Genomic DNA, 14,367 nt, shown 5'->3' on the forward strand with positions numbered 1-14,367 from the left:
TATGTCAGAGAAGACCAGATATTCGGACGAAGAGTTGCAGGAATTCAAAGAATTGATTCTTGAGAAACTCGAAAAGGCGAAAAGAGATTACGAGGTTTTGAAAGCCTCGATCTCCGGAAGCGACGGGAATGACATTGCCGACACATCTCCCACTTTCAAGGTATTGGAAGAAGGTGCATCCGTGCTCTCGAAAGAGGAAGCCGGACGTTTAGCCCAAAGGCAGGCAAAATTTATCGCGCATTTGGAAGCTGCATTGGTTAGAGTTGAGAACAAGACATACGGAATTTGCCGGGTAACCGGGAAATTAATTTCAAAAGAAAGATTACGCGCTGTGCCCCACGCCACGTTGAGCATGGACGCGAAAATGGGACAAGACTCTTAATCGCCACGAGCGATTAAGAGCCGCTATTTTAATACATTACAAGGATGAGCACGGGGAAAAAGCTAATTATTTTTATCATCGCCCTTTTAGTTATCGATCAGGTCGTGAAGATCTGGATTAAGACACATATGATGATCGGGGATGAATTCAGTGTCTTCGGGGACTGGTTCAAAATCCACTTTATCGAGAATAACGGAATGGCTTTCGGGATGGAACTCGGGGGCGGGAAATGGGGTAAAACCGTTTTGAGCGTATTCCGGCTGGTTGCCGTCGTCGGCATTGCCTGGTACCTGAGACACCTGATCAAGCAGAAAGCCCCGACCGGAGTGATTCTTTCTTTCGGGCTTATCTTCTGCGGTGCCGTCGGGAACATCATCGACAGTATGTTCTACGGGATGATATTTAATGACAGCTATTCCCAAGTCGCTACACTATTTCCCCAAGGAGGAGGCTACTCGTCATTCCTGCACGGAAAAGTGGTTGATATGCTTTACTTCCCCCTTTACGAGGGATTTCTGCCGGATTGGATTCCCTTCTGGGGAAACAAGTTTTTCGTGTTCTTCCGCCCGGTATTTAATCTGGCTGACTCTTATATCACGATAGGCGTACTGATACTACTACTTTTCCAACGTAAGTTCTTTGCAACGAAGAAGTAATTTAAACCTTTAAATCATTTCTCCATGCACGATGATGAACCCGAATTCATATCGAATATAAACGCGAAAAAGGAAATTGCCTGGAAGAAATTATACCGGAATTACTACCCGGCTCTGTGCAATTACGCTTCCCGGATGATTCAGGATGAAGTGATCGTGGAAGATATCGTGCAGGAGTGTCTTATCAAACTATGGGATTCCCCCGTGACATTTCCGAATATCAGAAGCCTCACGGGATGGCTTTACCAAGCGGTCTATACCCGCTCGTTGAACACAATGCGGGATCAGGCTCGCGCGAATAAGCTGCGGCAGGATTTATGGGACTCCGTGCAAGGGGAACTGACCGAGGAAGAAGCTGTCGACTCGGCAATCGAAGAAGAGATATTACACAAATTCAGAACCATCATTACCCAACTTTCTCCCCAACAACAGGAAATCATGAAAATGAGCATGGACGGGATGAAAGTAAAAGAAATCGCCGAAACGCTGAACGTGTCGGAGAACGCTATCAAAATGCAAAAAAAGAGAGCTTATTCAGCTATACGGGAAGAACTCGGGGAATGCTGGAGCATCCTGCTCGTGACGTCGTTCCCGAATTTATTCTAAAGATTTGTAATCTGTCATTACAAAAAATGTAATAACAGAAAATGTAATATGCATTTTCTTTATATTTTTCTTGAAATTCTTGTTACCCGTTTTTATACCTTAGGTGTTTTATTAGTAAATTAAAAACACCTGCTATGGCTCATTGGAACGAAATAGATGATATATCCGGGAGATTGCTCAAGAAGATTCTGCTCGGGGAGGACAGGGAAAACTCCACTCCTCCACGAGAGAATGCCGGGCGGTTGACGGATAAATACAAGGATTGGGACACGCTTGCCGAGCAATCCAAGAAGGCATTGAAGTATGACGCGAACGAGGCTTTCCGAAAATTGCGACACCGGAAATATCGTCGTCGCCACATGATGACACGATGGAGTATCGCGGCGAGTATTATGCTGTTGTTCTCTCTCTCGATTTTCTTTATTCAAGAATCTCCCGAAGTGAAGTCTGTCGCGAAAATCGAGCCGGGCTACAAGAAAGCCACGCTGACCCTGTCCGACGGGACAAGTTGGGACATTCGGGAAGCAGCGACAGTGATCCAAGTGAAAGACAGCGAACTCAAAGTGGACTCATCCGGGTTAAGCGTTTTCAGTGACACAACTAATACCTCACAAGAAGAAACGCAATACCACACGTTGAGCGTACCCAGAGGGGGCGAATATAATTTAACCCTGTCGGACGGAACACAAGTTTGGTTAAACTCTGAATCGGAACTACGCTTTCCCACACGATTCGACGCGAACAACCGGACGGTATATTGCAAGGGGGAAGTCTATTTCGATGTTACCCGAAACCCGAACTCTCCTTTTATCGTGAAATTGGATAAAGGTGAGATTTCCGTGCTGGGTACGGAGTTCTGCACGTCCGATTACGAGAATTCGGTCGTGGAAGTCACCCTCGTGACAGGAAAAGTCAGGTTCAAGGCACAAAACGGGGATTCCGTATCTCTGACTCCTTCACAACATCTGGTTTACAACACGGCAACCGACAGTATTTCCGTTACCACGGTGGACACCCGTGTATACACGGCGTGGAAGGACAATTTATTCTGCTTCGAGGATGAAACACTGGAAAACATCATGCGCACGCTGTCACGATGGTACAATATAAATATACGTTTTGAATCGGAAGATTTAAAAGAACGACATTTCTCCGGAACGATTGAAAGATTCACGGGGATCAAATCATTTCTGGAACTTTTTGAAACAGGAACAGGAATAAAATTCGATATTCATGGACACGAGATAACAGTAAGAGCATCAAAATAAAAAACGAAAAAGCCCCGTTCTGGTTGGCGCCTATCACGGGACTTTATACGTTCAGTCAACATCATAAATCAACTAACATTCAAAATTATGAAAAAAAAACCACTTATCACGCGGGAATATCCGTGTGAAGTGAAAAAAATTTTAAGAAAGATGAGGATTACATTGTTATTTGTACTCTTGTTTGGTTTTTACGCAGAGGCTTCTTCACAAAAGGTCACCCTGAAAGTGAAGGACATGAATCTCTACACGGTTTTATTGCAACTGAAGAATCAGACCGGAGTCCGTATGCTGTACGATGCAGATTACACGAAACAAATCAAGTGTAACGATGTTACTTTTCAAGAAGAAGATATCGCCGTCGTTCTGGAAAAATTGTTGAAAGATACACCCCTTACGTTCAACGTTGTAAATGGGGTTTACGTGATAAACAAAGCTCCGGAAAAAGAAGAAGAGAAACAAGTCAAGTTGTCCGGTATTGTCAAAGACAAACAGGGCGATCCGCTCCCGGGGGTCACGATCATCATCAAGGGCACCACTACCGGGGTTTCGACAGATGCCCTAGGAAAATTCCTCTTGAATGTCAAGTCTCAGGAAAAGATCGTCCTTGTCTTCACGTTTATCGGGATGAAAAGACTGGAAGTGACAGCCACTCCCGACAAGCCGATGAATATCGTGATGGAAGAGGATGCACAAGAAATGGAAGAAGTCGTGGTGACAGGCTACCAAGTGATCGACAAACGGAAATCAACTAGTGCTATCACGACCGTGAACATGGACGATATCATGGTTCCGGGAGCAACCACTCTGGATCAGATGCTGGAGGGACGTGTTTCCGACATGATCTTGATGAACAATTCCGGCGAAGTAGGAGTTGTCCCTCAAATTCGTATCCGGGGAACTTCAACACTTATCGGAAACCGCGAGCCGCTGTGGGTTGTGGACGGAATTATCGTGCAAGATCCCGTGCCTATTTCCGCGGATGAATTGAATGACCCGGATTATATCAACCGCATCGGTAATGCCATTGCCGGTCTTAACCCGCAGGACATCGAACGTCTGGATATATTGAAGGATGCTGCCGCCACAGCCTTGTACGGGGCGAAAGCAGCCAACGGGGTGATCGTGATCACAACCAAAAAAGGAAGTATCGGTGCACCGGTTATCAGCTATAACATGAGTGGGACTTTTCGCCAACGTCCCCGCTACACGGACAGGAAGATCAACCTGATGGATTCAAAGGAACGGATTCAGTTCTCTCGTGAACTATCCGAACAACACTACGTGTATCCCTCAAATATCAATTACGTGGGGTACGAGGGACTCTTAAACGATCTTCATTTAGGAAATATCGACGAAAAAACTTTCGCAGAACAGGTTGCTTATCTGGAAACGGTAAACACCGACTGGTTTGATCTGCTAACAGAAGACACGTTCTCACACCAACACACGGTGAGTATCTCCGGCGGTTCGGAAAAGACACGTTACTATTCTTCTATCGGTTTTTCACGGGCAAACGACGTGATCAAAGGGAATTACAATCAACGCTACACGGCAACCTTGAAGATGGAAACCTCTTTGAACAAATGGTTCACAGCTTCCTTCCAGTTGCTGGGTAACGTGAGCGAACGCAAATACAACCAAAGTAGTATCAATCCTATCAATTACGCTTATAATACCAGTCGCACGATTCCCGCTTATGACGAAGAAGGAGAATATTACTATTACAATAAACTGGATGGCAATACTTCTTTAAGTACGAAAAAATACAATATCATGAACGAATTGGATAATAGTTATTCCAATCAAAACACTTCGGGAATCACGCTGAATACCAACTTGAGATTCAAATTCTCCCCTTGGTTGAACGCCAGTGCAATTGTTTCCTATTCCAATTCCAACGCTGACATAGAAGGTTGGTGGGGAGAAAAAAGTTTTTACGCTGCCAAAAATCGAGCATCGGAATACGGTACACTTCCCAAAACAGGAGAAGCGGGAACAACCACGCTTCCTTTCGGTGGCGAATTATCCCGCAGCACCACTCGTACCGATAGCTACACAATCCGTTTACAAATGAACCTGAACAAATATTTCGGTCCCGAGGAACAACACAATATCAATGCCAGTGCCGGTTTCGAGTTGAGTTCTTCCCGCTACAACGGCTTCAAGAGCGTACACCGGGGATATTACAAAGACCGGGGAAAAAGGTTCGTTGCCGAAATCAGCATGACGGATTATCCGCATTACGCCGCATGGCTCGCCAAGAATGTCCCGACTTCAACGGACAATCTGACCAATATGGTATCGGAATACGCCACGGTATCATATAGTTATCGCAACTATTTTACCGTAAACGCCAATGCTCGTATGGACGGTTCAAATAAATTCGGGGACCAGAGTAACAATACCTTCCTGCCAATCTGGTCTATATCGGGATCTTACAATATCTCGGAACATGAAGCGTTACAAACCGAGTGGATCGATTACATGAGGCTAAAAGCTTCGTTCGGCTACCAAGGAAATATGCTGGATGACCAATCTCCCGTGATGATTATCGAAAAGTTACCTCTCGATCCTTATTATAACGAGAATGTATCCCAAGTGGAACGTAACCCGAATCCCAACCTGAGATGGGAAAAAACTTCTTCCTTCAACACGGGACTGACGTTATCTCTTTTCAAGCGAAGGATACAACTGGAAACACAATATTATTACAAGCGCACGAAGGATGCTTTTATGACAAAAGACGTGGCTTCGATGAATGGAGTGGATTCATACGTTATCAACGGGGGAGATGTCGAAAACAAAGGATATAGCGTGGATTTTACCGCGATCCCCGTCACGAATAAAAACTGGCGGTGGCTACTATCTATCTCGTTCTCCCGGAACTATAATATGATAAAAAATGACCCGAGTGCCCAAACCTATACCTATAACCAGTTTCTGAAAGGAACTGCCGTCGTGAAAGGAAAGGCTATCAACACGTTCTATTCTTATAAATTTGTCGGGCTGAGCCCGATAGACGGGGGACCTTTGTTCGATGATATGCAAAACAACCGCCATTTACTAAGCGGGCTGGATAGATACGACACGTTCACCCGCGTACTGACGCCCTCGGGTAACCGGGAGCCTTATATATCAGGAGGATTAAGTACCAATATCAAGTACAGGAACTTGCGGTTGAGTGGTATGTTCTCCTATAGCTTAGGAGCCAAGACCCGTTTATTCCGGCTATTTGACTCCACTATCAAACCGGAATTCAACGTGAGCCGTGATTTCTTGAACCGCTGGCAACACCCCGGGGATGAGAAGTATACCAATATTCCCGCTTTGATATCCAGCAACCATGCCTCGTACCGGAAATATAGTAGTCATTATTCCAAGACGTATAGTGATATACAGACTTTCGCGTCCAGTGCATGGACGATGTATGATTATGCAGACATCCGGGTAGTCAGTGCTAATTATTTGAAATGTTCCAGCTTGAATTTAACATACGAATTCAGCAAGCAACTTTTATCTCGCGCGGATATATCACGGTTAGCCATCACGTTGTCGGGAACGAACCTATTTACATGGTGTTCAATCAAGTTGAGAGGACAGACTCCGACACAAGGCTGATTCAGCGAAATTCAACTATCAGAGCGTCCGACTTACTCGCTCAGTTTAAGTGTCTCATTTTAAAAACTAAAGCATCATGAAAAACGCAATCATCATCGGGATGTTATTATTTACCTTGAGTGCCTGTTCCAGTTTTCTGGAAGAATATTCACAGGAACTCGCCAAAGTGGAAACTATCACCGATCTCGACGAATTGTTACTGGGAAGTGCTTATCTCCCGGTTGCCAAGATTACAACAAGCAGCAAATACTCCGTGAACCTAACCTCGACACAGTATATCACTTTCATTAACTTTATGTCTGACGAGCTCCGGCAAAATGAATTGACCAACGATGGTGCCTACTCGGGTGCTTTCGACGGGATGTTCGGTTATTTTACATGGCAACGGAATGTCGGTATTAATCCCAAAGGTACAGCGATCGGAACAGAAAATGCTTACTGGAAAAGCACTTACCAATATATTAATGTCACCAACATGATCATCGACGAACTGGACAACGTCAGCATCACGGGAGAGCATGAAGCTGCAGACAGAACCCGGGTGGAAGGAGAAGCCCATTTCCTGCGCGCGTTGTACTATTTCAACTTGATAAACCTGTACGCGAATCCTTACAAACCTTCGACTGCCGGAGAAACGACAGGAGTCCCCTTGAAATTGACCTCGTATATCGAGGACAAGACTTACACGTGCAGTAGCGTGGAAGAGGTATACAACCAAATCGTGAAAGATTTGAAAAAAGCAGAGGAATGTCTGGAAAAATCGACATCTAAATCCATTTACAGTGCAGATATTACAGCCGTTTATCTCCTAGCGAGCAGGGTATATTTATATATGCAAGATTACAAAAATGCGCGTACTTATGCCCAACACGTACTTGACCGCAATGATGCTTTGACTGACCTGAACAATTTCGAGGGCTCCGAGAGTGTGTTCACGAGCGAATCGCCGGAAGTGATTTTCTCCATGGGCGGACATATGTTGTACTCTTACTTGAACGGCAATGAAGTAGGCGTACCACAAACCCCTTATTTCATATCGAATGATTTGTTGGAGGCTTTCGATTCACCGGATGATTTAAGGAAATCCTTTTATATAGAAGGAAGTGACAATGAATACTGTTACCGGAAGATCGTTTGGGGTGTTTCTCGTTGGGGACAGGCATGTAGTGTTTCAGACAACTTTCTGTTCCGTGTTTCCGAGGCTTACCTGAATCTGGCGGAAGCCGCGGCTTTCGAGGGTGACGAGGGTGAAGCCCGCCGAGCACTCGGGACATTGCAAGCCAAACGATTCAGCACGGCTCCTGTCATCAATGAAAGCGGGAACGCACTTATCGACCTGATCCGTTGTGAACGCCAGCGGGAGTTATGCCTGGAAGGACACCGGTGGTTTGACCTGCGTCGTCACGCTGCCTGCGAGAAATATCCGTCATCCAAAACTTACCGTCATGCTTATACTGAATTTGAACTTCGCATAGGAGACATTATTCCTGTACGTACCAGGGTATACGAGTTAGAGATAAACGATAAAGCTTACACGTTGGCATTCCCGTATGAAGTACTGAATTTCCAAAGTAGCTTGAATAAAAATAACCGTATCGAACGCGAGCCGATAGAATATATTACATACTAAAAAATGAATGCCATGAATAAAATATTTTATCTGATTACCTGTCATTTGCTCCTGGTAACATTGCTTTCTTGCGAGAAAGAGGGCACACTGGAACCTTCCAATATAAATGAGGATTATTTCACGATCTCTCCCGATGCCTCTGATCCCGTATCGGTAATGCGCCGTGAGTTTTTTGAACGTAACGGGGTACACCTGCTTTTCAATGATACCCTATGCCATGAACAACGGGGATACAACCGGGACGGTAGTCCTTATTGGTTCACCGAGATCATTGATCCTGCCTACGGTCTGACAACGTCCAATACCAGAAATTACGAGTATGAATATCTGCCGGACGAGGCTGCCATGCAATCGGGTATCGATTTTACAGAAACTTATCTTCTGCCCCGCCTGGGAAAAAAACTACGACCGTATTCAATATTGATTGTTCAAAAGGTGAGTTATCTGAAAGAAACTTATGATGGTCAATGGTATTCTAATGTACCTCGAGTGGAACCGACTTATTACAATGGTTCCCGTTGTTTTGTCATAAACATGAATAAGATAGGTGACACCGAGGCAAAAAGAAATACGAATTGCCAAAAAATTTTCAGGGATATTATTAACGCGAAAATAGGATTATTGGACGCGAATGTAATGGATGAATTCTACTCCATTAGTGGAGCGTATCATTCTAAAAAGTTAGCTGATTTCGGTCTTCCATACTATCCCACTATAGAAGAATTGTATCCCTATGGATTTATTGATCCCTACTATAAATATACTTACGGATGGTTTTCCAGTAAAGCATTGGATCTTAGTAGTTTTCTTACTGCCTTCTTTGCCAACAGCGAAGAAGAGTACAGAGCAAAATACGGAGAGTATCCTCTGTTGATACAAAAATTTGAAGTAATGAAAAAGATTGCTTCCGACATGGGTTTCGCCTTTTAAAATGAATGCAATATGAAGAAGATAATATACTATATGTTATGGTTTGCCCTAAGCCTTTCTTGCTGGGGATGTAATGACGATGAAGATACAAAAGAGTTACCGGTCGTGAAGCCGGAAGCCACGGGAACCGTGGTTGACAATGAAGGGAATGAATACACGTGGGTGCGTTATAACGGACTGGACTGGATGACGTCGAACTTAAAATGCGGGAAACCATTTTACAAAGTGGCACATAACGGCATCCTCGTGGTTCGCTTGGATAATAAAGATCAAGCACTGGCAGAGTATGATTCGCTCGGTAACCTTTTCTCCTATGAAGAAGCTTTAGCAAATGCCCCGGAAGGGTGGCGTCTCCCCTCGGATGAAGATTGGAAAAACTTAGAAAAGATTCTGGGTATGTCGGCATCCGAAGCTAATACCTTGGGGTGGAGAGGCTCCGTGGAAGGAGAATTAATCCAACAAGGTGCCAACGGTAGCGGCATTTGTCTTTTATTGAGCGGTCTTGTCAGTTTACAAGAAAGAACATGGACCAAATGGCCTTATTTCACTCAAGTACGGGAATACGGGTATTATTGGACCAGCACCATTGACGAAAGCCACACGTTGGGAACGACAGCTTATTACCGCCGAATTGGTTATTACACGTCGCAGATTGAACGTAATGTCACCGCGATCCAAGAGAAAAGTACCGATGGAGTAATATATAATAAATACCTGAGCGTTCGTTACGTGCGGGATGCACGGTAAGAAATTTCATAATGAGAGCAAGAATATTTATTTTGAACATATTGTTATTCATGGGAATAACAATATGTTCGGCACAACAACGACCTTTAGACATCGAGGCATACAAACGATGGAGACAAGTGGAAAGCCCGAAGATGTCGGAAGACGGTAAATGGATTACATACCGGTATAGATATACATACCCGGCTGGGCACAAGAATGATGTACCGGTGAGTTACCTGTATAACACGACCACAGGCAGGACGCACGAGTTCCGGAATGTAAAACAAATTGACTTCTGGGATCATTGCAAACGAATTAAATATACCGTTCAACGTGCATCCCAAGATACTTTGAAGACAGGAAAAGATTCTGTTTTTCTGGTATCGTTGAAGAACATGAAAAAAGTGTATTGGGATCGACCGTATGCCTGCAACGTATTGTCCAAATCCAAGTTAATTACCTCTTTTTACCCGATTGGCAAAACGACAGAAGGGATAGAAGTGAAACGTCTGGTACTTACCAACATCGAAACGATGGACTCCACGATCATAGACAGTCTGGAAAGTTACAGACTTCTGGATGATTACAAATCAATCATCTACATCAAGGAAAAAAACGGACGCAAAGCATTATTTGCCGGAGCGATCAAAGGCAAACAGCACGTGATATATGACGAACCGGAGGGACATCTAGTAAAATTCTCCATGGATGGCGGAGGCAAAAAGGGATTATTCGCCGTGGCAACGGACAGTATTTATTTGGAGAACCCGGATTTGCTATACCGTTTTTCCGTGGTTGACGGAAGTTATCATTTACTTTTAGACACGAAGAAGGTAAAAATTGAAGGAGCATATACATTAAAAGGAGAGCTTTACACACCCTTCAATCAAGACAAGTATATTTATGTCAACGTGACACCTAAAGTAGAACCGGGGAAAAAAGAGAAAGTCAAAGCGGACAAGAGTTTTGAATTGGAATTATGGACTTGGGACGAGGAATACGCCCCATGCCGGAAACTCAACGTGAAACGTAAATCCAATCCACCTAAATACGTGTACCAAACAGATAGCAAAAAATGTATATTGGTAGTACCCGAAGAAATGGATCGAATAATAAAACCGAATTGCGAGGAATATGAATATATATTGATCAGTAACCAGACCCCTTATCTGAAAACAGCAGAATGGAAGTCAGACGTGACGAACGATTGGTTCCTTGTAAGCCTTCGGACAGGTGAAAGAAAATTGATATTCCGGGATTTCCGGGATGACCCGGTATGGAGCCCGAACGGGAAATATGCCTTGTTCTATCACGCGGAAAAGAAGGTATGGTTTAAGCTGGAACCGGAAACAGGAAACGTGACAGATATATCTTCGGGGATCGGTTATCCCGTTTATAACGAGTGGTACGACAGACCGGAACCGCCTAGACCATATAATATAGCCGGGTGGACGCACGGCGGGGATCAAGTCGTTCTGTATGACCAATATGATCCATGGGTTATTGACCTAACAGGGGAAAAAGCACCTTATTGCTTGACGGACGGCTGGGGCAGGAAAAATAATATTACTTTACGCTTATTAGCTAAAGGATTCAATCAAATGAAAGATCTGGATATACGGAAAGACATTATGCTGAAAGCTGTCGTTCAGAAAACACTGGATCAAGGCATATATATCCGAACGGCAAACGGGAAAATCAAGAAACTGACGGAAGGAGCTTATAACCTAAACGTAAATCAAACAAGTGAAGGGAATAAATATTGTTTGTTTACCCGTGAAAGTTACTCGGAATCAAAGGAAATCTGGTGGTGTAAAAGTGATTTTACCCGTCCTGTAAAGGTATCGGACAGTAACCCCCAGCAGAAAGAATACTGCTGGGGGAGTGCGCGACTGGTAGAATGGACGAATTTGGAAGGGAAAAAGAACAGGGGGTTATTGTATTTGCCGGAGAATTACAACTCGTCAAAACGTTATCCGGTCATCGTGAATTTTTACGAGATAGTCACTCCCAAGTATCATATCTACCCCACTCCCACCCTAACGAAGGCCATGATCAACGCGATAAGTTACGTGAGCGACGGGTACGTTGTATTTATGCCGAATATCCATTTTACCGTGGGGAAACCGGGAGAAAGTTGTTATAATGCCATCGTGAGCGGGGTACAAATGTTGATCGATCAAGGAATTGCCGACAAAGACCGAATCGGGGTGCAAGGACACAGCTGGTCGGGATACCAAACGGCTTACCTGATTTCTCAAACGAATCTTTTCAAATGTGCCAACGCAGCTGCTCCCGTTTCCAATATGGTAGCAGCTTATACCGGTATCCGCACAGGTAGCGGTCTGCCGCGTATGTTCATGTATGAAACAGGGCAAAGCCGTATCGGTCGATCTCTTTGGGATGCACCTGAACTTTATATTCAGAATTCTCCTATCTTCTACGCGGACAAGATACAAACTCCCTTGCTGATATTGCATTGTGACAAAGATGAGGCTGTACCTTATTCGGAAGGCTTGAACCTGTTCCTCGCCATGCGCCGCCTGCAAAAACCGGCGTGGTTGCTGAATTACAAAGGTGAAGGACACGTGCTGGAAAAAAGAGAGGCTGTCTTGGATTTCACGATACGTCTAAAACAATTTTTCGATTACTATTTGAAGGATACGCCGATGCCCCGGTGGATGAAAGAGGGGATTCCTGCCGCAGAACGGGGTGTCGACCAAAAATATGATTACATGAAATAAAAGAACAACATGAAAGGATTTATTTTATTCACGTTGCTGGCAATACTGGCAACAAGGGGAGTTTATGCCCAAAATAGAAGTATCAGCTTTGAACAGACCAAAGTGTGGCATGATATTGTAAAGAAAGCCAGACAGGAGAAAAGATTGATTTTTATAGACTGTCACACGTGGTGGTGCGGGGCGTGTAAGATTATGGCTGCACAAACTTTCACGCAAGACTCGGTGGCTGATTATTTCAACGAGAATTTCGTGAACGTGATGTACGACATGGAAAAAGATACCGACGGAGTGATCTTGAGAAAAAAGCTCGGGATAAATATCTTCCCAACCCTATTGTTCATTGACCCGACGACCCAAGAAGTTGTACACTATGTCATAGGTGCCCGTAAAGCCGAAACATTAATTGCCGACGGACAACAGGCATTAGACCCGAAAAATAATTTAGTCGGCTTGAAAAAACGTTATGCCGCGGGAGAAAGAGATTTAGAATTTACGGTTAAATATCTGGCAGCTTTATCCTCCATATACCAGAAAGATGAGGTAAGCCGAATCGTTCCGGAATACTTGAAAACTTTAACCCCGGAACAATTGGCAACAAAAGCGGGTTGGGAGTTTATAAACGAATACATGGATGACCCTCTTTCATCCCCACTGCAACTGGTCATGAGCGAACGGAAAAAGTTTTATACTCTTGTCGGAAAAGAAGCCGTGGACGCTAAATTGAATGAATCAATCCGTGCTGCCGTGCAACAATTAACAAGCTGGACTCCGGAGAAAGACTCCCTGTTTAATGAAAAACGTAACCGGGAATTGATAGAATATCTATTGAAAATCGATTCCGAGGTAGCCCCCGAAGGACTGGCAAAACTTTACTTGGCGGCTTACGCGAGAAAAGGAGATTTCCGGGGATTATTGGATAAAATGAAAGAAGTGGAGAGTTATAACCTATTACGCGGCAGAACGGCGAAGTATCATTTCCGGCAAAATATCAGTAAGCTGACTCAATGCAAGAATAACGCATTGGTAGAAGAAGGTATCAAACGGATTGACACGGAATGTGCCGTTACAAACGATTATCTATACAAGGCAGAATTGATGAATTGTAAAGCCAATTTACAAACCCATATCGGTGATACCGCGGGAGCTGCAAAATCGAAAACAGAAGAAGAAAAATATTTGGTAGAGGGAAGGAAAAGAAAAGTTCCCATTCACCTCTCTCCAAAGTATTAGAAGGATTATTAATCACTTAAAAAAGACATGATGAAAATGAAATTATTTATGCTAGCTGTTTTGACATTATTATTATCACTAACAGTAGATGGACAAAAAAAGAAAGTATTACAGAATGGAGATAAATCACCCGTGTTCAAATTCTTGGATATTAACGGGAAAAAAGTGTCTCTAAAAGACTTCCGGGGGAAATATGTATTGATCGATCTATGGCACACGAAGTGCGGTCCGTGCAAGAAACAATTCCCATATTTAAAGGAACTGGAGGAAAAAATGCAGGGGAAGAATATCGTTTTTATATGTATTGCCAGCGACAGGAAAAGAGAGATGTGGGAAAAATTCGTGAAAGAAAATAAATTAACAGGTATACAACTACATAACGGAGGTGATCGTTCATATATGCGAGCCTATGGCTTTGAAACCGTTCCCCGATTTATTCTTATCGACAAAAAAGGACGAATTGTAGAATGTGCTATGCCGCGTCCCTGTGAGCCGAGATTAGAGCAAATGCTAATGAAAATGATTGACTAAAGTCTATCCCAAAATTCTCGTTCTTTTTCAGGAACATCTCCGG

At 43.8% G+C, this 14,367-nt stretch carries 11 protein-coding genes; all 11 read left to right on the forward strand.

The window, feature by feature from the left end; genetic code table 11:
- Position 1 precedes the first annotated feature (1 nt).
- The 11 genes from Q5866_RS02515 (at position 2) to Q5866_RS02565 (ending at position 14,324) form a co-directional block, all read left to right on the forward strand.
- Positions 2-382 (forward strand): TraR/DksA C4-type zinc finger protein, encoded by a 381-nt coding sequence (locus Q5866_RS02515; protein ID WP_227216864.1) that lies wholly within the window; start codon positions 2-4, stop codon positions 380-382.
- A 44-nt stretch (positions 383-426) separates the two neighbouring features.
- Positions 427-1,038: a lipoprotein signal peptidase gene (locus tag Q5866_RS02520; protein WP_303178576.1), complete on the forward strand. Its 612-nt coding sequence runs from the start codon at positions 427-429 to the stop codon at positions 1,036-1,038.
- Between the two features lie 24 nt (positions 1,039-1,062).
- The gene (locus tag Q5866_RS02525) at positions 1,063-1,644 is read left to right on the forward strand and encodes an RNA polymerase sigma factor (protein WP_303178578.1); all 582 of its coding nucleotides are present in this window, start codon (positions 1,063-1,065) and stop codon (positions 1,642-1,644) included.
- A 134-nt stretch (positions 1,645-1,778) separates the two neighbouring features.
- Entirely contained in the window at positions 1,779-2,912 is a 1,134-nt protein-coding gene (locus Q5866_RS02530) for a FecR family protein (RefSeq protein WP_303178580.1), read from the forward strand.
- An 87-nt stretch (positions 2,913-2,999) separates the two neighbouring features.
- Positions 3,000-6,530: a SusC/RagA family TonB-linked outer membrane protein gene (locus Q5866_RS02535; protein ID WP_303178582.1), complete on the forward strand. Its 3,531-nt coding sequence runs from the start codon at positions 3,000-3,002 to the stop codon at positions 6,528-6,530.
- A gap of 76 nt (positions 6,531-6,606) precedes the next feature.
- Positions 6,607-8,160, forward strand: a complete 1,554-nt coding sequence (locus tag Q5866_RS02540; protein WP_303178584.1) for a RagB/SusD family nutrient uptake outer membrane protein — start codon at positions 6,607-6,609, stop codon at positions 8,158-8,160.
- A gap of 12 nt (positions 8,161-8,172) precedes the next feature.
- The gene (locus Q5866_RS02545; protein WP_303178586.1) at positions 8,173-9,090 is read left to right on the forward strand and encodes a hypothetical protein; all 918 of its coding nucleotides are present in this window, start codon (positions 8,173-8,175) and stop codon (positions 9,088-9,090) included.
- 12 nt (positions 9,091-9,102) lie between these two features.
- Positions 9,103-9,837: a fibrobacter succinogenes major paralogous domain-containing protein gene (locus tag Q5866_RS02550; protein WP_303178588.1), complete on the forward strand. Its 735-nt coding sequence runs from the start codon at positions 9,103-9,105 to the stop codon at positions 9,835-9,837.
- A gap of 11 nt (positions 9,838-9,848) precedes the next feature.
- Positions 9,849-12,563: a prolyl oligopeptidase family serine peptidase gene (locus tag Q5866_RS02555; RefSeq protein ID WP_303178590.1), complete on the forward strand. Its 2,715-nt coding sequence runs from the start codon at positions 9,849-9,851 to the stop codon at positions 12,561-12,563.
- A gap of 9 nt (positions 12,564-12,572) precedes the next feature.
- Positions 12,573-13,793, forward strand: coding sequence for a thioredoxin fold domain-containing protein (locus tag Q5866_RS02560; RefSeq protein ID WP_303178592.1), 1,221 nt, complete (start codon positions 12,573-12,575; stop codon positions 13,791-13,793).
- 36 nt (positions 13,794-13,829) lie between these two features.
- Positions 13,830-14,324, forward strand: a complete 495-nt coding sequence (locus Q5866_RS02565) for a TlpA disulfide reductase family protein (protein ID WP_303178594.1) — start codon at positions 13,830-13,832, stop codon at positions 14,322-14,324.
- Positions 14,325-14,367: the final 43 nt, after the last annotated feature.

This window comes from uncultured Butyricimonas sp. (genome assembly GCF_959596855.1).
GTDB lineage: Bacteria > Bacteroidota > Bacteroidia > Bacteroidales > Marinifilaceae > Butyricimonas > Butyricimonas muris.